Genomic DNA, 20618 nt, shown 5'->3' on the forward strand with positions numbered 1-20618 from the left:
ATTTCTTGATGGTTCATGGAACATTTCTGGACACAGGCCGGGTTCAATGATCACAACTCATTAAAGGAACCCGGTTATGACAGACTTCTTATCGGATGCTGCCCGCCAGGTGTGGCGTCATCTCTTCAGTGTTCACATCTTCGCGCCAATCGTGTTCGTGCTGCTCGGCGTATTCATCATGACCGGCTGCCGGGACAACAATGTTGCCCCGCCAGCCGCCCCGCGCCGCCCGGTCAAAACGATGATCGCCCCGCCGCTCAGCAGTGACGCGTCACGCGTGCTGACTGGCGAAATCCGCGCTCATGAAGAGGTCGCGCTGGCCTTCAGGCTGGATGGCCGGGTGGTGAACCGCGCGGTTGAGCTGGGCGATCGTGTCAGCGCCGGGCAACTGCTGGCCGCGCTGGAAAACGATCAGCCTCGTAATCAGCTGAGCAGCGCGCGGGCCGATCTCGACAGCGCCCGCGCCGCCGAACGGGTCGCCGCGCTTAACCTGCATCGGATGCGGCTGCTGATGCCCGGTGGGGCCATTGCCCGCAGCCAGCTGGACAGTGCCCTGGCGGACTGGCAGAGTGCGCAGTCCCGCTGCCTTAGCAGCGAAGCGGCGCTGAAAAATGCCCAGGATAACCTCAGCTGGACTCAGCTGACTGCGCCGGCAGCAGGCCGGATCACCGCCATCACGGTTCAGCCCGGTCAGGTGGTCAGCGCCGGACAGACTGTCATGACGCTGGCAGCCGGTGATGCACGCGATGCCGTGTTTGACCTGACAACACCTGCTCTGTTGCGAGCTGACGACCGGACTGCGCTGAAGGTGACGTTGCTCGCTGACCCGGGCATCCAGGCCAGTGGCACGATACGTGACATCAGCCCGCAGGCCGATTCACAGACCCGTACCTGGCGGCTGCGCATCTCAATGAATCAGCCATCGGAGGCGATGGCTCTGGGAGCCACCGTCACCGTCACGCTTCCCGATGCGCAACCGCCGGTCATCGCCCTGCCCGCCAGCGCCCTGACCCGCTTCGCAGATAAGCCCGCGCTGCTGGTGGTTGATGCGGCGTCACGCCTGCAGCTTCGTCCGGTAGTGCTGGCCCGCTTCAGCGCACAGCAAATCTTTGTCTCTGCCGGGATCCGGCCAGGTGAGCGCGTTGTTACCGCTGGCGTCGGCACCCTGCAGCCCGGTGAAAAAGTGACGCTGGCTCCGGAGGGCTCATGAAAAAAATGACTGGCTTTAACCTCTCCGGCTGGGCGCTGGCGCATCAGCAGCTGGTGATCTTTTTCATGTTGCTGGTGATGGCGGCGGGTGTGCTGAGTTATGAACGCCTGTCACGCAATGAAGACCCAGCGTTTACTATCAAAACCGCCGTAATATCTGCCCAATGGCCCGGCGCTGACGTGAATACCACCGTGCAACTGCTGACTGACGTGCTGGAACAGAAGGTGCAGGAGATCCCGTCGCTGGATGCGGTCGAGAGCGAAACCCGCGCCGGACAAACCGTCATCTATGTCAACCTGCGCGATGACACGCCGCCCTCTCAGGTGGCCGGCATCTGGTATCAGCTGCGTAAAAAGATGCATGACGTTGCCCCTTCACTGCCCCTGGGCGTGCAGGGTCCTGCCGTTAACGACGAGTTTGACGACACCTTTGGCACCATTTATGGCTTCACGGCAGAAGGTTTTACCGCCAGAGAGCTACGCGATCGGGTCGATAACCTGCGTCGCAATCTGGCCAGTCTGCCCGACATCGGTAAAACCAGCCTGTTGGGTGTACAGGAGCAGCAGGTGGTTATCGCCTTTTCCCCGCGCAAGCTGAACGGCATGGGCCTTGATTTACAGCAGGTCAGCGACGCCATTAAAGCCCAGAACGATGTCGTCCCGGCGGGCAGCCTGCGTACCGACCGCGAGAATATTGCGCTTCGGGTCAGCGGCACCCTGACCTCGGTTGAAAGCCTGAAAGCAATTACCCTGCATATCGGTGAGCGTTTTATCCCGCTGAACGATCTGGCGACCATCAGCCTGCAACCTGCTGAACCGCCGACGCCCACCTTTAGGGTCAACGGCGTGCCGGCTATCGGGCTGGCGATCTCCATGGCCGCCAGCGGCAATATGCTCGATTTCGGTAAACAACTTAACCAGCGCATGCAGAGACTGGCCGGACAGTTACCACACGGCATCACCATGACTCGCATAGCCGATCAGTCTTCCGTGGTGAAACAAGCGGTCAGCGGCTTTGTCCGGATACTGGGCGAAGCGGTTGTCATCGTGTTAGCTGTCTCCTTCGTTTCGCTGGGACTCCGTGCCGGTCTGGTCGTGGCGGCGGCTATTCCGCTGGTGCTGGCGATGACCTTTACCGGCATGTTGCTGGCGGGCATCGGGCTGCAGCGCATCTCGCTGGGCGCGCTGATTATTGCGCTCGGGCTGCTGGTGGATGACGCCATGATCACCGTCGAGGCGATGGTGGCGCGACTCGAAGCGGGCGACAGTAAGTGGCAGGCCGCGACGTATGCATTCAAAACCACCGCCTTTCCGATGCTGACCGGTACGCTGGTCATGATCGCCGGTTTTATTCCGGTCGGGTTTGCCGCGTCCAGTGCCGGGGAGTATTGCTACTCACTGTTTGTGGTGATTACCCTGGCGCTGCTCTGCTCGTGGGTGGTTGCGATCATCTTCTCGCCGCTCACCGGCTGCTGGCTGCTGTCAGCGAAGCGCATCAAAACCCACCAGCCGCCGGGCTTAATGACGCGCGGCTATCACGGGCTGCTGGAGGTGATTCTGCGCCACCGGCTGATGACGATTGGCGCGGCGCTGACAGTCCTGCTGGTCAGCCTTTACGCCACCACCTTTATGCAGGGTGAATTTTTCCCGGCGTCAGACCGCCCTGAATTGCTGGTCAGCCTGACGCTGCCCGCCAGCGCGGCCCAGGCGGAAACCACGCGCCGTACTGCACAGCTGGAACAGATGCTGCGCAGCGATCGGGATGTCGCAAACTTCACCAGTTACGTCGGCTCTGGCGCAATACGCTTCTATCTGCCGATGGATGTGCTGCTGGATAATGAAAACATCGCGCAGCTGGTGGTGGTGGCGAAAAGTCTGGCGGTACGCGATCGGCTGCGCAGCAGGCTGGAGAAGAAACTGGCCGCGGATTTCATTGATATCACGACGCGCGTCTCGCCGCTGGAGCTGGGTCCGCCGGTGGGCTGGCCGCTGAAATATCGCATCACCGGCCCGGACAATGCCCGGGTGCGGCAGGCTGCCAGTGATCTGGCAGTGCTGATCGCCCGCTCTCCGCTGACCCGCGAGGTCAATCTCACCGCCGGGGAACCGGAACGGGTCATGACGCTGGCGGTAAACCAGACCGCCGCCCGCGCCGCCGGCCTGTCGTCCGACACCATCGCCTCCGCGCTGAACACCCTGATGTCCGGCAGCGTGGTGACTACCCTGCGCGATCGCAACCGGCTGATTGATGTGGTGCTGCGCAGCAATAATACGGAACGGCAGAACACGGAGACGCTGGAAGGATTGATGATCACCAACGCCAGCGGACAGAAAATTCCGTTGCGCCAGGTAGCGACCCTGAACTGGGGCGTGGATGATCCGGTGATCTGGCGCCGTCAGCGACTCTCATACATTACCGTGCAGACCGATATTGCACCGGGTCAGCGGGCTGAGCAGGTCTCGCAACAGCTCGCACCTGATGTCGCCGCCCTGCACGCCTCACTGCCAGCCGGATACGGTATTGAGGAAGGAGGCGTGGCGGCGGAGTCGGACAAAGGCAATGGTTCGGTGTTTGCCCTGCTGCCAGTAACGATCTGCGCCATGCTGGTCCTGCTGATGATTCAGCTGCAACGCTTCTCAGGCATGTTGCTGGCGCTGAGTATGGCCCCGTTTGGCCTGCCCGGCATCGTATCTGCGATGCTGCCGGCTGGCACACCGCTGGGATTTGTGGCGCTGCTGGGGATTATTGCGCTGGCGGGGATCATCATCCGCAACGCGGTGATTATGATCAGTGAAGTGGATGCGAACAGCCGCGCCGGCCTGCCAGATGATGACGCTATCCGGCAGGCCGCGCATCACCGGGCGCGTCCCATTCTGCTGACCGCCTGTGCTGCGATCCTCGGCATGATCCCCATCGCCCATCAGGTTTTCTGGGGGCCGATGGCGCTGGCGATTATTGGCGGTCTGGTCAGCGGCACGCTGGTGACACTCACGGTGCTGCCCGCCGCGTTAAGTCTGCTCATGCAGCGACGTTCAGGTTAAAACTGTCGCATAAAAACGCCCGGCGATCCCGTGCTGAGAGCCGCGGCCTCGCCGGACGCGTTCAGTTCATCACCTCGACCAGAATCAGCGGGCACTTTCTGACTTTGCAGGCCTGACTGTAGGCCAGTGAGCAGACCGAACAGAGGTCGCGCACGTCAGACTGGTACTCATACTCCATGAAATAGCGGAACTGGCCGCCCGCCGAATCTGTTCTCCAGAATCGCTGCGGCTCCAGAATTTCATCCAGTTGCCTGAATGTCAGGGCTGACGGGTTGTGATACCCGACTCTTACGCGGTATGTAGTCATGCACCGATTATTCGCATCCCGGCCACGGGCCGCCAGTTGGTTATTGTTTTCAGTTCAATAGCTGGCGCTTATCAACCCGCTTCGTCTGGTGTCGCAGGCGGTTCGGCCAGCAGCGCCAGCAGATGCAGCACCGCTTTTGATGGATGATGCCGACGCCAGGCAAAGGCAACATCAGTAAACAGCGTGTTGTTTTCGATATCGCAGAAGCTGACCTCCGGGTTATCGACGCAGCGCAGCGACTCTGGCACCAGCGCAATCCCGCAGCCTGCCGCCACCATACCCAGCGATGTGGTGATCTGTGGCGCCTGCTGAAAAGTGTGACGGGAAAAGCCGGCCCGCAGGCAGGCCGTGACAATCAGCTCATACAGGCTAGGCGAAACGTCGCGCGGGAAGATTATCAGGGTTTCATCCGCCAGCGCGGACAACGCGACTGTTGGCGTACCGCTTAGAGGATGGCAGCGCGGCAGTGCTATCAGCATCTTCTCGGTGGAGATCACGCGCAGATTAAACGCTTTGCTGCTTTCGCACGGCAGCCGGATAAAGGCAGCATCCAGTAACCCCTCCTGCAGATCCTGCATCAGCAACGACATGTTCTCTTCACGCGTCAGCAGCTCCATCGCCGGATAGCGTTCCGTAAACTGCCGGATAAGGGTGAAGATGCGCGGATTAAACGCCACCGAGCTGGCAAACCCCAGCGACAGCTGACCGCTGATCCCGCGGGCAATACCTCGCGCGTTCTCCAGCGCCTGATCGGCCAGTTGGACAATTTGCTGCGCATCCGCCAGAAACGCTTCTCCCGCTTCAGTAAGTTCCACTCCGCGCGTCAGCCGTTTCAGCAGCGGTGTGCCAATCTCCTGCTCCAGCCGCAGTATCTGCTGGCTCAGGGGTGGCTGAGAAATCCCCAGCATTTCAGCGGCTCGGGTGAAGTGAAGCGTCTCGGCTACGGCAACAAAATAACGCAGGTGGCGCAGTTCCATATCAAAAACGTCTCAAAGTTAACAGGTTTCGCTATTGGACCCACCGACTGAATCGGTTCACCATTAGGTTAACACGGCTTAACGGTTAATCGATGAGGCATGAAATGAGCAATTGTGTAACTGATTGTTCCTGTGAGGATCAACTAAAACATACTGTCTTAACGCTTTCTCAGGATGCACCAGAAAGCGTTATCTATCAGACCTCTTTAATGAGTGCGCTGCTGAGCGGCGTTTACGACGGCAACGTCCGCATCGCTGACCTGATGCGTAAAGGGGATTTCGGCCTGGGCACGTTCAACCGGCTGGATGGCGAGATGATTGCGTTCGACAGCAAGGTTTATCAGCTGCACTCAGATGGCAGTGCGCATCCGGCCGACCCGGCACAGAAAACTCCGTTTGCGGTGATGACCTTCTTCAGGCCGCAGCACCAGTTTGAGTTTGACCGGCCCATGTCGCGCGAGGCGATCCATCGGGTGATCGACAGCGAAATCACCTCCGATAACCAGTTCTGCGCGCTGCGCATCAGCGGTCGTTTCAGTCGCGTCGAGACGCGCACCGTGCCATGCCAGTGCCGTCCCTATCGCTCAATGCCGGAAGTGCTGGGCGATCAGCCGACCTTTGCCTTCAGCCAGCGCGCGGGCGAACTGATCGGATTCCGTACGCCGCAATATATGCAGGGCATTAACGTTGCGGGCTATCACGAACATTTTATTACCGACGACCGCGAAGGCGGCGGCCACATTCTCGACTATGCGCTGGAACAGGGCACCCTGACCTTTGGTGCCATCAGCAAGCTGGTCGTGGATTTGCCGCAGGATAGCGATTTTCTCAATGCCGACCTGAACCCCGCCAATCTTGACGCCGCGATCCGTGCGGTAGAAAGCTAATCAGAGGAATGACGATGAAAACTCCAACCGATACGACTCTCTGGACCTGCGGCGCTGACCTGGTGGTCGCGCAGCTTGAGGCGCAGGGCGTACAGCACGTCTTTGGCATCCCTGGCGCAAAGATCGATAAGGTTTTTGACTCCCTGCTGGATTCCTCCATTCAGACCATCCCGGTTCGTCATGAAGCCAACGCCGCGTTTATGGCCGCCGCAGTAGGCCGCCTGACAGGCAATGCCGGTGTGGCACTGGTCACCTCCGGACCGGGTTGCTCCAACCTGATTACCGGCATGGCCACCGCCACCAGCGAAGGCGATCCGGTCGTCGCCATCGGCGGCCAGGTGAAACGCTCGGACAGCGCCAAGCAGGTTCACCAGAGCATGGATACGGTGTCCATGTTTCGCCCGATCACCAAATATGCGGTTGAGGTGACCGATCCCTCTGCGCTCTCTGAATGCCTGTCGAATGCATTTCGTCACGCCGAGCATGGCCGGGGCGGAGGCGCCTTTATCAGCCTGCCGCAGGATATTGTCGACCAGCCGGTGACCGGCAAAGCACTGAGCAGCAAAGGCCGTCCGGTGCTGGGTGCCGCGCCAGACGCGATGATCGACACGGTCAGCCAGGCCATTGCCGGGGCGAAAAATCCGGTCATCCTGCTGGGATTAATGGCGAGCCAGCCGGAAAATAGCGAAGCCATTCACGATCTGCTGAGCCGCAGCCACATTCCGGTCACCAGCACCTATCAGGCGGCGGGCGCGATCAGACAGGATCACTTCTCACGCTTTGCCGGTCGCGTCGGACTGTTTAACAACCAGGCGGGTGACCGGCTGCTGCAACAGGCTGACCTGATCATCACCATCGGTTACAGCCCGGTAGAATACGAACCGGCGATGTGGAACAGCGGTAACGCCACCCTGATTCACATCGACGTGATTCCGGCAGAGACCGACAACCGCTACCTGCCGGACGCCGAGCTGGTGGGCGATATCGCCGCCACCGTGCGTAAACTGGCAGCACGCATTACCGCGCCGCTGCAGCTGACAGCAGAAGCCGCCAGCATTCTTGAAGATCGTCAGCAGCAGCGCAAACTGCTGGCGATGCAGGGTGCCAGCCTCAATCAATTTGCCCTGCATCCGCTGCGTATCGTGCGCGCCATGCAGGACATCATTAACAGCGACGTCAGCCTCACCGTCGATATGGGCAGCTTCCACATCTGGATCGCCCGTTATCTCTACAGCTTCCGTGCCCGCCAGATCATGATCTCCAACGGTCAGCAGACCATGGGCGTAGCGCTGCCGTGGGCGATTGGTGCCTGGCTGGTCGATCCGCAGCGCAAAGTGGTATCGGTTTCAGGGGATGGTGGCTTCCTGCAGTCCAGCATGGAGCTGGAAACTGCCGTCCGGTTAAAAGCCAATATCCTGCACATCGTCTGGGTAGATAACGCCTACAACATGGTGGCAATGCAGGAAGAGAAAAAATATCACCGCGTCTCCGGTGTCAATTTTGGCCCGGTCGATTTCAAAGCCTACGCCGAAGCGTTTGGCGCTGCGGGCTTTGCGGTGACCAGCGCAGCAGAACTGGAGCCGGCGCTGCGTAAAGCGATGGATGTTCAGGGTCCTGCCGTGGTGGCTGTGCCGGTCGATTACGCCGACAACCCGCTGCTGATGGGTCAGCTGCATCTGAGCCAGCTTCTTTAATCTCGTAAAAAGGAAATCAGGATGAAAAACAGAGTGGCATTTGTAACCGGCGCAGGCCAGGGCATTGGTGAAGCGATCGCCCTGCGTCTGGCAAAAGATGGGTTGGCGGTGGCCGTAGCCGATTTCAATCAGGAGACTGCCCGCCTGGTTGCGGAGAAGATCAATCAGCAGGGCGGTAAAGCGATTGCGCTGAAAGTGGATGTCTCGCAGCGCGATCAGGTGATGGACGCTGTTGAAGAGGCGCGTCGCACACTGGGCGGTTTTGACGTCATCGTCAATAACGCCGGTATTGCGCCCTCGACGCCGATTGCTGAGATCACCGAAGCGGTGGTCGACAAGGTCTACAACGTCAATGTCAAAGGGGTGATCTGGGGCATGCAGGCCGCCATCAAGGCGTTTGCGGCTGAAGGTCACGGCGGCAAAATCATCAACGCCTGTTCGCAGGCGGGTCACGTCGGCAATCCAGAGCTGGCGGTCTACAGCTCCAGTAAGTTTGCCGTGCGTGGCCTGACACAGACCGCCGCGCGCGATCTGGCACCCGCCGGTATCACGGTCAACGCCTTCTGCCCGGGCATTGTCCGAACACCGATGTGGGAAGAGATCGACCGGCAAATCTCTGAAGCCGCCGGAAAACCCGCCGGTTACGGCACCGAAGAATTTGCAAAACGTATTACGCTGGGACGGCTTTCCGAGCCGGAGGATGTGGCCGCCTGCGTTGCTTACCTCGCCAGTCCCGACTCCGATTATATGACCGGTCAGTCGCTGTTGATTGACGGCGGCATGGTGTTTAACTAAACTCCCCTCGCCTGCTGCGTCTCTGCGTAGCAGGCTTCTTTCCTGACCTGGCGAACCGTTAATTTATTTTATCTGAAAAGCAATTACCCATCAGCCAGTTGCCTTCCTGTCCCCGTCTTTGCGCAGTTTTTGTCGCCGCAGAGATTAAAGCTGCTTATCACCCTGCCGATAAAACAGAGACTCCTCTCCCTGTTCGAAGCGACCATGTTAACGATCAACCATAACGAAACCGCCGCCATTACGAACAAATTGCGGTACGGTATTGACTCCGTTCTGGGACGAACGGTTGAACGGCTATCATCAGGGATGCGGATTAACAGTGCTAAAGACGATGCGGCAGGTCAGGCGATTGCCAACCGTATGACGGCCAATGTCAACGCCGACGCGGTAGTGGCACGCGGCCTTAATGACGCCATCAGCTATTCCCAGACCGCCAGTGGCGGCCTGGGCACTATCGTCGATCTGCTGATTCAGGCGCGTACGCTGTCGGTCCAGGCCGCTAACGGTACGCTGTCGGACGCGGATCGGCAGAGCGTCAACAACCAGTATCAGCAGATAATGGCTGGCATCAACGACGTTGCCGATCACACCGAAATTTTTGGGCGTTATCCGCTGGCAACCAATAATCCCGATCTGCCGCCTGCGAAACTGGGTAACGTTGACCCTATCAACGTAAAATTCCCGATCCCGGGCAAGAGTTACTCATTTACCTCGGGTGTGATCCCACTGGCCTATATCCCGGCAGGAGCAACGTCGATAAGCATTACGATTGACTCGCTGGGTCAGGATGACGATCTCCAGCTGTTTACCCGCGACGGCAAGCATCTGGCCGGTACGCCGCTGGACGGCAGTGCGCCTGATTACACCTGGGTCAGTAAAGGCATTACAGATCCGACAACGGCACAATCCCGCCTGCTGACCAGCAATAATGGTTTCTCCACTGGCGCGACCTATGACAGCGCACAGCTGCTGGAAGGCGGCACGAGCTGGGCGCTGGCGGGCAGTAACAGCAGCAGCTACAACGGGATGAACATCACCTACAGCGGTGACGGCGACCGTTATGAAGATGTCGCCAGCGGCGATTTCAACAACGGCACCAATACCGGCACCCGGCTGGAGCGCATCTCGCTGGACACCGTCAGCGAAGATTTGATTGTGGTGGTGGTCGGCAACGGCTCCTTCACCGGTAGTCTGACCTGGGGAAACCTTCCGGAACCTAAAGGCGTGCCTGCAACGCCGCCACATGAGAGTCGTCCTCTCGAAGTGATCACCAGCGCCGACTATGGTCAGCCGATCCAGTCGGATAGCATTCCCGCTACGCCGTCAGATACCAAAACGCTGGGACTGAAAAACACTACCCTGCTGACCAGTGGCGACATCGCCACCGCCATGAAGGCGCTGGATAAAGCGCTGGAGAAGATCAGCGGCTATCAGTCGCTCTACGGTGCAAAAATAAACCGTTATGAATCCAATCGTAACGTGTTGTCACAGCAGGGCGTGGATACTTCAGCGGCTCGCAGCCGCATTCAGGATGCAGACTATGCTGAAGAAGCGAGTCAGCTGGCGCGCAGCCAGATTATTCAGCAGGGACAGACAGCCGTCAGTAAGATGGCCAATAAAACCCCTGAGATGATTATTCAGCTGTTAGGCAGCCAATAACGTTAACCGGCTGAGCATTATGGCTCAGCCGGTTACCCTGTTTCTCCACCACTCTATTACCCGCCTGATTCAGCCCCAGCTGGCCCGAAACCCCGGTTACACTTCATCATCCTTTGATCTCAGTCACACAATCTCGTTTAAGAACCGTTTAAAGATGATCGTGATCACCCTTCTTTGTTAAAGAAATGCTAAATACTGACAACTATTTATTATCATCTTTGAATGCAGGGTTAATTAAAACAACAGGTTAATCATTACCACGCTAAGTAATTACCTGAATTTTCCTGCCGGTATGTAACTTTTTCATTACTTTTCCGCCATTGCGAGGGCTGTTAATTTGCTGACGATACTGGGTTTTTCCATGGTTGTTTGCTTCATGTATCTGATCATGACCAAACGTATGTCAGCCTTGATTGCGCTGATCCTGATACCAACCATATTTGCGCTGATTGGCGGTTTTTACGCAGGCCTGGGTGCCATGATGCTGGATGGCGTCAAAAAGCTGGCTCCGACCGGTGTAATGCTGACCTTCTCCATTCTCTATTTTGGTCTGATGATTGATGCCGGACTGTTTGACCCACTGGTGCGCTTTATTCTTCGGATGGTGCGCGGTGACCCCCTGAAAGTGCTGGTCGGAACGGCGGTACTAACACTACTGGTTTCTCTGGATGGTGACAGCTCTACCACTTACATGATTGCCATTGCCGCATTTCTGCCGCTCTATCACCGGCTGGGCATGAACGTGCTGATGATGACCTGTCTGGTCAACCTCGCCAGCGGCATCATGAACCTCTCTCCCTGGGGTGGCCCGACAGCGCGTGCCGCGGCGGCACTGCGTATTGATGCTCTCGACATCTTTATTCCAATGCTGCCCGCGATGCTGCTCGCCTGCGTCAGCCTGGTAGCGATGGCGGTGCTGTTTGGCCTGCGTGAGCGTAAACGATTAGGCGTGATGACCATGAAAGATCACCATCTCGACAACATCGAGCTGGGTCTGGGCGATGCCGAAGAGTGCGCTGCCAACCGTCGCCCGAAGATGTTCTGGCCTAACTTTATCCTGACCACCGTGCTGCTGGTGCTGCTGGTGATTGGTTTAATGCCTATTCAGATCCTGTTCATGCTGGCGTTTGCCATTGCAGTGATGCTCAACTATCCCACGCTGGAGGAGCAGAAAGCCCGTATCAGTTCCCATGCCGGTAACGTGCTGGCGGTGACCGCATTAATTTTTGCCGCCGGTATTTTCACCGGCATCCTCTCCGGCACCGGCATGGTTGACGCCATGGCGAAGAGCCTGCTGGCGGTAATCCCGCCCAGCTTCGGACCTTACCTGGCGGTGTTTACCGCGCTGGTCAGTCTGCCGTTTACCTTCTTTATGTCGAATGATGCCTTTTACTTCGGCATTCTGCCGGTTATTGCCCAGACGGCGGCCAGCTACGGTATTACTGCAGAAGAGATTGCCCGCGCTTCTATTGTCGGCCAGCCATTCCACCTGCTGAGTCCGCTGGTGCCGTCTGTCTACCTGCTGGTGGGCCTGGCGAAAGTCGATATCGGCGACCACCAGCGCTTTGCCATCAAGTGGGGGATTCTGGTCAGTCTGGTATTGATGGCGGGCGGTCTGCTGACCGGTGCTTTCCCGCTGTTCCACAGTTAATTTTCTGCTTTCTGGCGGATAACCGGCTTTTTTTGCCCGGTTATCCGCTTCACCGCTCCGCCTGTTGTTTCAACCCGCTCTACACTCTATAGCCAGGCTAATGTGCTGCGTGCCGGACAGGCCGTAGTCTCTCAGAGATTTTGTCGATGACCCTATGGAGGCCCGATGAAAATTCACCACCTTAACTGTGGCTGTATGTGCCCGCTGGGCGGCGCGTTTTATGATGGATTCAGTAAAGGCCTGAAGGCGCACCTGGTCTGTCACTGCCTGCTGATTGAGACAGACCGCGACGGGCTGGTGCTGGTCGATACCGGCTTTGGGCGGCAGGATATCCATACGCCCGGCAGTCGTCTCTCGGGCTTTTTCCGCGCCTTAAACAATATTCAGCGGCGCGACGATCTCACCGCCTTGTCACAGGTGAAGGCGCTGGGCTTTCGGGCTGACGATGTGCGCCATATTATTCTGACCCATCTCGATTTTGATCATGCTGGCGGACTAACCGATTTTCCGCAGGCGCGTATCCATCTGATGCAGCAGGAGGTCGATACCGCCCACCAGCGTCACAGCTGGCTGTCGCGTGAGCGCTATCGTCCCGGACAATGGGGCGGGATCAGCAACTGGGAAACCTATCAGCCGCAGGGGGAAACATGGTTTGGTTTTGAGGCGGTTAATCGCCTGCGGGATTTACCCCCGGAGGTTCTGCTGGTGCCGCTGGCGGGCCATACGCCGGGTCACGCGGGCATTGCCATTCAGCAGCCCGATGGCTGGCTGCTGCACGGCGGCGACGCCTGGTTCTACCGCGGCGAAATGCGGCAGCCGACGCGCCACTGCACGCCAGGATTGCGTTTTTACCAGTGGATGATGGGCATAGATAATGTGGCCAGACGGCACAACCAGCAGCGACTGCGTGAACTCTCCTGCCAGCGCGGCGGCGAAATCACCTTTTTCTGCAGTCACGATGCGCGTGAGCTGGATGCGTTGCAGGTCAATGCGCCGCTGCGCTGATGGGTTATCTGACTGCCTGTTTCTCTGCGAGAAACACCGTACCATCAGTTTCTCAAGAGAAAACACGTCGGTGATGGTACCCCAGTCTTCTCACCTGACTTCCCTGTCATAGCTTATCATTGTACAATGACTTGTATTACTTACTCTGTGGAGGTTCTATGAGAGCAATCAGTTACAGCGAAGCCCGACAAAATCTGTCTGCCACTATGGTTCAGACGGTTGAAGATAAAGCGCCGGTATTAATCACCCGCCAGAACGGTGAATCCTGCGTGCTGATGTCGCTTGAAGAATATAACTCACTGGAAGAGACAGCCTACCTGCTGCGGTCACCTAAGAATGCTCACAGGTTAATGGATTCCATCGAAAGCCTGCAAAGCGGTAACGGGACTGACAGGGATATTATTGAGTGAAACTGACCTGGTCCGAAGAAACCTGGGAAGATTATCTCTACTGGCAGGATACCGATAAAAAAACGGTCAAAAAGATTAATGAGTTGCTAAAAGATGCCAGCAGGACGCCTTTTGAAGGCAAAGGAAAACCCGAGCCATTAAAGCATAATCTTGCAGGCTTCTGGTCACGCAGAATTACGGCAGAACATCGGCTGGTTTATGCCGTCAGTGGAGACGCTTTATTAATCGCCTCATGCCGTTATCACTATTGAAGGGCTCATAAGCTTACCCCTGAGCCCTTATAGTGCAGCCGTTTCAGCGGCGGCGTCATTCAGTGCAATCCAGTTACGCCGGATCGCCTGTCCTCTTTTTCAGCTGTGCGGAAAGCCAGGGCGCAGTCAGACTCTCAGCCGATGTGCTGACCGTTTCCGGCGTACCGCATGAAACAATCCTTCCGCCTTTAAGACCGGAGCCAGGTCCCAGATCAATCACCCAGTCCGCTTCAGCCACGATGCGCATGGTGTGTTCCGCCATCACGACGGTGTGGCCGCGCGTCACCAGTTCATCCAGCACAATCAGCAACTTATCCATGTCAGAGGGATGCAAACCTGTAGACGGTTCATCAAGCAGATAGAGCGTAGCTGTCCGCTGGACACGCTGCAGCTCCCAGGCGAGCTTGATGCGCTGACACTCACCGCCAGAGAGTTCCGTGGCGGGCTGACCCAGTGTCAGGTATCCCAGCCCCAGAGATCGCAGAGCCGACAGTGAACGCTGGATCCCGTCATACCCGTCAAACACCCTGGTGGCGTCGTCTACGGTGAGATCAAGCACATCCGCTATGGTCAGGTCGTTCCACTTCGCCTCCAGCGTTTCGGGGTTGTAACGGCGTCCCGCACAGACCGAGCAGGTTGCGGTGGCGCTGGGCATAAAGAGCAGCTCAATCGAAATCTGTCCCTGTCCCTCGCATGCAGGACAGCGACCCGCGGGCAGATTGAAGGAAAACCGGCTGGCGCTGAAACCTCTGGCTTTCGCCTCGGGGGTTTCTGCAAACAGCCTGCGGACGATATCGAAAAAGCCGGTGTAGGTGGCCAGATTGGAGCGTGGCGTCCGCCCGATAGGACGCTGATCGATTCTGACCAGACGGCCAATGGCGTCATTTCCGCTGACAACCAGCCCCTTAACGTCCGGGACCAGGTCCTCTTCCTCACCCTCTTCACTGTCAGATGTTTTATCAAAACGTCCGAGCATTTCCGGAAGCACGCGATTCAGCAGCGTCGATTTGCCGGAGCCGGAAACACCGGTAACCGCCGTCATTCTCGCCAGCGGGATAGCGATATCCACGCCGGTAATATTGTTGCAATGGATCTGCTCAAGCCTGAGCCAACTCTCCGCGGGCCGGCGCTGGCGCAGTCCGGTATAGCTGCGGGAGAAGAGATAGCCAGAGGTGGGTGAAGCGTTGACGTCTTTGAGGCCTGCCGGTTCACCGTTATAAACAATCTCACCGCCATGCGTACCCGGGCCGGGACCGACTTCGATGAGCCAGTCCGCCTCGGCAATGAGATCAATATTATGCTCGACGACCACCAGCGAGTTACCTGCACGTACCAGGTTCTTCAGGGATGCGAGCAGCGCTTTGACATCATCGGGATGCAGACCAGCAGACGGCTCATCCAGCACGTAAAGCACACCAAACAGCCGCGATATCAGCTGGGTGGCCAGACGTACGCGCTGCAACTCGCCGGATGAGAGCAGCGTGGTGCGGCGTCCCGGTGCCAGATGCCCCAGACCCAGCGTCTCAAGCTGTTCAAGCCGCATGCAGATATCTGACGCCATCCGGATAACGGCTTCCCGCAGTGCCGCCTCGGCAGGCAGATCTGATGATGAACCGTCTGCATAAGGCCTCAGCCGTTCAGCAAGTTCAGATACCGACAGCTCACTCAGGCTGGCAATGTCATAACCGGCAAAGGTCACGGATAGCGCGTTCCGGTTTAACCTTTTGCCGTGACACGCTGAACAGGGTGTGACCGTGACAAAGCGCGCCAGCCGTTTTTTCGTCGTCTCGCTGCCATTGGAATAGCTCTGCAATACGATTTTTGCTGCGCTGGTGTACGTGCCGGTATAAGCGGGCTCTTCGCCCGCCGCCAGCGCGTTTTCACGCTGTTCAGCATTCAGACCGACAAAAATCGGCACCGATGGCTGTTCGTCAGTCAGCAGTATCCACTGCTGGTCGCGGGCTGAAAGCGTATTCCAGGGTGCATCGACATCGTAGCCGAGCGTCTCAAGGATGCTGCGCAGGTTTTTGTTATGCCAGCCTCGGGGCCATGACGCGATAGCCCCCTTGCGGATACTCAGTGAGCTATCCGGCACCATCGACTCGGTTTTAACGGTGTGCACTCTTCCCAGCCCCTGGCAATGTGGACAAGCACCCTCAGGATTGTTAGGCGAGAAATAATCGGCGGTCATAAACGGCACACCGTCAGGCCTTGTGCCCGCACGAGAAAACAGCAGACGCAGCGTGACGGAAATACGGGTCAGGCTGCCCACCGTTGAACGCTCCTGCGCGCCAGCCCGGCTTTGCTGAAGCGCCACCGCGGGCGGAAGTCCGTCAATGTTATCTACATCTGGCGCAGCGGCCTGATCGATCAGGCGACGGGCATGGGGTGAAATCGACTCGATAAACCGGCGCTGGGCTTCTGCATAAAGCGTGTCAAAGGCGAGTGAGGATTTTCCGGAGCCTGAAACCCCGGTAAACACCACCATTGCATTCCGGGGAAACCGCAGCGACACATCCTTGAGATTGTGTGTTCTTGCACCCTGTACTGAGACATAAGGATCAATGTGCTCGTCAGCGCGATAAGTATGGGCGTTGTCTTGTTCTGTCATGGTGTCCCTGTTTGATGATGCACGGCAGATTAACGACAACCTGCCGTTAATAACTGAAAATTGCAGAGGCTGACCCGGCTTTCGGGCTATCCGGCCCGTTACGAGCCAGAAACACCAGCAAGGGTAGTCAGGGATTTCAGACAGCACAACGCGGGGGCGACTGATTCAGGGCTGTAAAAAAGAACAGCACATAAAAAAGCCCGCGCAGGGCGGGCTTTAGTTACCGGACGCTCATCCTGTCGGATTGAGCTGCGCCTGCGAGTGATGCGAGCGGAATATTGAACATTTTATGCAGGTTCCGGATCATCGGCAGCGTCAGCGCACGCTTATGATTCAGTACCTCATAGACGCGGTTCATGCGTCCAATTGCCGACACCAGGTTTTTCGCTGTTAGCCCCATCTGCTCCATGCGGAATTTAATCGCCTCCACTGGATCAGGTGCCTCAATCGGATAATGTTCCTGCTCATATTTTTCGATAAGCAGGATCAAAACTTCCAGAAAGTCACCGGCTTCACTTCCCTGTTCTGGCTCATTGTCGAACAGGAGAGATACGGCGGCCAGACCGGCTTCATAATCTGCTTCACTGTGAATCGGTTTGATTTTATAAGTCATCACATTTTTACCGTATTTGCGTTTACCCTGCCGTATTCAGCATGCGTTCCTGCAAACTTTATGTAGACCGCCTGAAACCTGTAAACCGTACGTCGTTTTATCTTAAGATGATGGCTGTATCATTGCACGCTCAGCAGAAACCAAGCACATGAGCACAAAAATCGCGTCCAGGTGTTCAGCGCCGGTTGTGAACGTTTCGCTGGCAGGCAGGCACACATAATGGTCATTTCGGGCCAAAAAGACTGAAAGGCGATCCCGCGCCGGAGATTTAATTCAAAATTACTCTACACGTAAAAAAAACCCGTCAGCGACGGGTTTTTTCAGACCTGAAAGATGAATATCACCGCGACAGCATTACGGTTTTTTAAACTTATCTTCGACCTTCTCTTTTGCTTCGGCGATTTTATCACCGGCTTTTTCCGCGAAACCCTCTTTATGCGCAGGTTCGCTGCCTGGCGTTACCGGACGGCTGTCGTCAGCGCGCGCCTGACGCGTGCTTTCAAGTAACGGATCGGCCACAGTACGATTCCCGGTCAGCCGGTCTGCGCCGAGAGGATCTGTACTGGCATGGTCAATATCCACTTCCTGACGGCGTACCGAATCGTTAATGGTTTCAACCCGATCGCTTGTCTCTTTACGTAACACCACCTCTTCAATGATCTCCGCGGTCTTATTAATCACGGGCTGCTCATGCGTCTCTTCCACTTCAATCGTTTTTTCAGACCAGTCAACATGAGTAGGTGATCCTGATTCATTCACCGGACGACGGAAGATTGCGGCGTGCTGCTCATGCAGCGAGACATTTTCTGAGACCTGATCGGTGACAGTGTAGCGGCGCACGCGGGTTGAACCTTCGCTAACCAGTCGTTTACCTACTTCCAGTCGCTCTTCGGCCAGACGCAGCACATCCTCGTCACTCTCATCACCGGTCAGGGCTGTACGCGCCGCGCTGCGCTGGGCAGGATCGGTATGGAGCGGATCGATGGCACCCTTATCCTGAAGCGTTCCACTGGCGGGCGCTGTCAGGCCATCATCAGTCGCATAGTCATCAGGCCGTGCGGCACTGCGCTCGGTAAGCTCTTCATGGGCATCAAGGATGCCCAGGGCACGAGGTAACTCATCTTCATCGGCCCGCAGCGACAGCACTACACCGCCGGTACGCATCGCATCTTCATAGACTTCAGCCTGATCCTCTTCCAGCGTGTTGCCAAACAGGCGCTGCCAGAAGCCCGGATGACGGGCTTCATGACCTTCAGTGCGCAGCCGCTCACCGGAGATGATATCAATGTCATCATCCAGGAACCCGGCCTTAATCAGGTTACGCTTTGCACCTTCTGCCAGTGAGATATTGCTGAACATTGTTACAATTGTTTCACGCGCCATGTTGTGTTCCTCGGTGATGGATTCGGATGGCTCTGAATAGGGTATTCGGGTCAGATGAGCCTGCTGCCGGCGCAGGGAGACAATCTGTTCTATCTCCACCTCGCTGACGACTTTGCGAATGTGCCACTCCTCTTTCAGCACCAGATGACGGACGATCTCGACCTCTTCCTCGACAATCGGAATAATCAGGACGCCATTTTCTTCACGGATCGCCGGCACCTCAGTCAGCCGCTCCGATTTAGGAATGCGTTGAACGTCCGCCGTCTGTTGCCGGAGCATCAGCGCAATTTTCTGCTGATGTTCAGTCACCTGGCGGGTGACTCTGACATGACCGTCGATGACCCGCTGTTTCGAGACCTCAACGGTTTCCTCCGCCAGACTTAAGACCTGTTCGCTACTCTCTGATCCTGGTTTTTCAGGAGGTTGATTATTCATGGTTAACCTGCCTGTGATACAGAGCGATCATTTGTACTTTCCCTGACCTTGAGCATAAGTGACTGCTTTTCGGTTAGTTAAAGCCTGGCACAAACAATGACAAAGGAAAGTAAAAAGCAGAAATATGCCGTGATGTGAAGATAACATGGCGCTAAAATCGGATAAGCGATGCGGCAGATAAAAAGAGGATCTCAGGGTCAATTGCAGTGAAATCTCTGTTTTCAGGTAAGCCAAAGAGAAGGGGTCAGGCAGTGAGCACGCCTGGCGTGCCTCACCTCAGGGGTTGATCCATCCGCTTTCCTGCCGTTCGCCATGGGCAGGATAGTGAAACAGTGCGCGCTGATTTTCATTGCGCTGAAGCTGATACGCATCCAGCATGTTGACCTGCACAATCATTACGCCAAAACGCGATTCGCCAGTTTCCGCTGCCGTCGCGACAGGTGTCTCGTGAGCGGGGGCCAGCGCTTCTCCCGGCGGCCCGGCGATATACGTCTGGCGCGTGTGCTGCGGTAACGTACGCCAGGCGTTACGGGCAACTGCACTTCCCGCTGCGTAACACTCAGCCTGTCCCACCAGCCGTAGCTGGAGGCGGCGCTCATGGCAATATCCCAATACGGTAACCTGGGGATTCGCCGCCATCTCCTGCCACTTTGGACTACGCACATCGGTATAAAAGGTCAGCGTCCGGCGTACATCATGGCACTCGCGCAGTACCACAGTACGTGCCTGAGGCCGTTGTGCAGCATCCACGGTAGCGAGCGTCAGATAACGAAATCCAGCCTGCGGATCGGCGGCAGCCTCTGTCAGTACTGCCCAGCAGGCTATTTCAAAAGTTTTCAGATCCATTGGAAATTACTCTCATCAGGGACAAAGTCAGCCATCTCGCTAAAAGCGTAGCAATGATGTGAGCAGATGGCCTGCCCGCTCCGCTCTGACAGGAAAATATGATCCGCGAGTCGCCGGGTAATATCGCGCAGGGTGAGACTGCCGCGGGATTGCGAAACGCCTCGCAAAGTCGCGAACGCACGTGCCATCAGTCTGCCGCTCCGTGCTATCTTTGCGCCATCACCTTACCGTCTTGTCCGCAGGGAATGGCACTATGTCTGCTGAAAAGTCCGCTGAAGTTCGGCCAGAAATGCCCATTGATGTCACCTCGCCACGCCTGACCTATCGGCCACTGAAACAGGAAGACTGGCCCTTTTATCTTGCGCTCAGTCAGGACAGATCGGTGATGAAGTACATCAGCGATCCGCGCAGTGCTGAAGAGATCCGAACCCTGTCATTCGACGTACGCCTGCCAGCCTGGTACAAAGGCTGCACACACTGGCTTTGCCTGGTCATTGAGGAAAAAACGACGGGTCATCCTGCTGGCTTCTGCGGATTTATCGATCGTGGAGGAGGTGTTGCGGAGTCCGGATTTATTCTGGCCACGGAGGCACAGGGCAAAGGCTACGGCAGCGAGTCGCTGCATGCCATTATCGCCTTCTGCTTTGAGCAACAGGGTTACCGCAAAATGACCGCAACGGTGACGGCTGGCAATGTCGCCTCTCGCCGCACGCTGCTCTCCGCAGGCTTTATTCAGGAAGGCACTCTGCGGCAGAATTTCTTCCTCAATGGTCAGTGGCAGGATGACTGGATTTTCGGATTACTGAAACAGGCGTACCGGCCCGTTCGCTGACCCGGACAGAC

The 20618-nt window shown here is 57.0% G+C and carries 17 protein-coding genes; 11 read left to right on the forward strand and 6 right to left on the reverse strand.

Annotated features, from left to right (window positions below; translation table 11 throughout):
* The first annotated feature begins 76 nt into the window (after nt 1-76).
* The gene (locus K6R05_RS20050) at nt 77-1210 is read left to right on the forward strand and encodes an efflux RND transporter periplasmic adaptor subunit (protein WP_222925662.1); all 1134 of its coding nucleotides are present in this window, start codon (nt 77-79) and stop codon (nt 1208-1210) included.
* The gene (locus K6R05_RS20055) at nt 1207-4251 is read left to right on the forward strand and encodes an efflux RND transporter permease subunit (protein WP_222925663.1); all 3045 of its coding nucleotides are present in this window, start codon (nt 1207-1209) and stop codon (nt 4249-4251) included. The genes K6R05_RS20050 and K6R05_RS20055 overlap by 4 nt, the downstream gene beginning before the upstream one ends.
* Nucleotides 4252-4312: 61 nt before the next feature.
* Here K6R05_RS20055 and K6R05_RS20060 read toward each other — a convergent pair whose 3' ends face one another.
* On the reverse strand, nt 4313-4558 hold the full coding sequence (locus K6R05_RS20060; RefSeq protein ID WP_013356609.1) for a hypothetical protein: 246 nt from the start codon (nt 4556-4558) through the stop codon (nt 4313-4315).
* Nucleotides 4559-4629: 71 nt separating this feature from the next.
* Nucleotides 4630-5535, reverse strand: a complete 906-nt coding sequence (locus K6R05_RS20065; RefSeq protein WP_161736309.1) for a LysR family transcriptional regulator — start codon at nt 5533-5535, stop codon at nt 4630-4632.
* Between the two features lie 104 nt (nt 5536-5639).
* Between K6R05_RS20065 and budA the strand changes: the two genes are divergently transcribed.
* From budA to K6R05_RS20105, 8 genes are all read left to right on the forward strand, one after another.
* Complete coding sequence (gene budA, locus K6R05_RS20070) at nt 5640-6422, forward strand: acetolactate decarboxylase (RefSeq protein ID WP_222925664.1); 783 nt, start codon at nt 5640-5642, stop codon at nt 6420-6422.
* Between the two features lie 14 nt (nt 6423-6436).
* Nucleotides 6437-8116 carry an acetolactate synthase AlsS gene (alsS, locus tag K6R05_RS20075; protein ID WP_222925665.1) on the forward strand — a complete coding sequence of 560 codons (1680 nt, stop codon included), beginning with the start codon at nt 6437-6439 and terminating at the stop codon, nt 8114-8116.
* Nucleotides 8117-8137: 21 nt separating this feature from the next.
* Entirely contained in the window at nt 8138-8911 is a 774-nt protein-coding gene (locus tag K6R05_RS20080; RefSeq protein WP_161736306.1) for a (S)-acetoin forming diacetyl reductase, read from the forward strand.
* A 204-nt stretch (nt 8912-9115) separates the two neighbouring features.
* Entirely contained in the window at nt 9116-10570 is a 1455-nt protein-coding gene (locus K6R05_RS20085) for a flagellin N-terminal helical domain-containing protein (RefSeq protein ID WP_222925666.1), read from the forward strand.
* 337 nt (nt 10571-10907) lie between these two features.
* A complete protein-coding gene (locus K6R05_RS20090) occupies nt 10908-12221 on the forward strand; it encodes a CitMHS family transporter (protein WP_161736640.1) in 1314 nt (437 codons plus the stop codon).
* Between the two features lie 165 nt (nt 12222-12386).
* A complete protein-coding gene (locus K6R05_RS20095; RefSeq protein WP_161736639.1) occupies nt 12387-13226 on the forward strand; it encodes an MBL fold metallo-hydrolase in 840 nt (279 codons plus the stop codon).
* Nucleotides 13227-13384: 158 nt separating this feature from the next.
* Nucleotides 13385-13636: a YoeB-YefM toxin-antitoxin system antitoxin YefM gene (gene yefM / locus K6R05_RS20100; RefSeq protein ID WP_222925667.1), complete on the forward strand. Its 252-nt coding sequence runs from the start codon at nt 13385-13387 to the stop codon at nt 13634-13636.
* The gene (locus K6R05_RS20105) at nt 13633-13887 is read left to right on the forward strand and encodes a Txe/YoeB family addiction module toxin (RefSeq protein WP_161736637.1); all 255 of its coding nucleotides are present in this window, start codon (nt 13633-13635) and stop codon (nt 13885-13887) included. The genes yefM and K6R05_RS20105 overlap by 4 nt, the downstream gene beginning before the upstream one ends.
* A gap of 73 nt (nt 13888-13960) precedes the next feature.
* On the opposite strand, the gene K6R05_RS20110 is transcribed toward K6R05_RS20105, so the two are convergent.
* The 4 genes from K6R05_RS20110 to K6R05_RS20130 form a co-directional block, all read right to left on the reverse strand.
* Nucleotides 13961-16498 carry an excinuclease ABC subunit UvrA gene (locus K6R05_RS20110; RefSeq protein WP_222925668.1) on the reverse strand — a complete coding sequence of 846 codons (2538 nt, stop codon included), beginning with the start codon at nt 16496-16498 and terminating at the stop codon, nt 13961-13963.
* 220 nt (nt 16499-16718) lie between these two features.
* On the reverse strand, nt 16719-17111 hold the full coding sequence (locus tag K6R05_RS20115) for a helix-turn-helix domain-containing protein (RefSeq protein ID WP_222925669.1): 393 nt from the start codon (nt 17109-17111) through the stop codon (nt 16719-16721).
* A 354-nt stretch (nt 17112-17465) separates the two neighbouring features.
* A complete protein-coding gene (locus tag K6R05_RS20125; RefSeq protein ID WP_222925670.1) occupies nt 17466-18929 on the reverse strand; it encodes a YsnF/AvaK domain-containing protein in 1464 nt (487 codons plus the stop codon).
* A 276-nt stretch (nt 18930-19205) separates the two neighbouring features.
* Nucleotides 19206-19775 (reverse strand): pyridoxamine 5'-phosphate oxidase family protein, encoded by a 570-nt coding sequence (locus tag K6R05_RS20130; RefSeq protein ID WP_222925671.1) that lies wholly within the window; start codon nt 19773-19775, stop codon nt 19206-19208.
* A 253-nt stretch (nt 19776-20028) separates the two neighbouring features.
* Between K6R05_RS20130 and K6R05_RS20135 the strand changes: the two genes are divergently transcribed.
* Complete coding sequence (locus K6R05_RS20135) at nt 20029-20607, forward strand: GNAT family N-acetyltransferase (RefSeq protein WP_222925672.1); 579 nt, start codon at nt 20029-20031, stop codon at nt 20605-20607.
* Nucleotides 20608-20618 lie beyond the last annotated feature (11 nt).

Source organism: Pantoea alfalfae, from assembly GCF_019880205.1.
Lineage (GTDB): Bacteria > Pseudomonadota > Gammaproteobacteria > Enterobacterales > Enterobacteriaceae > Pantoea > Pantoea alfalfae.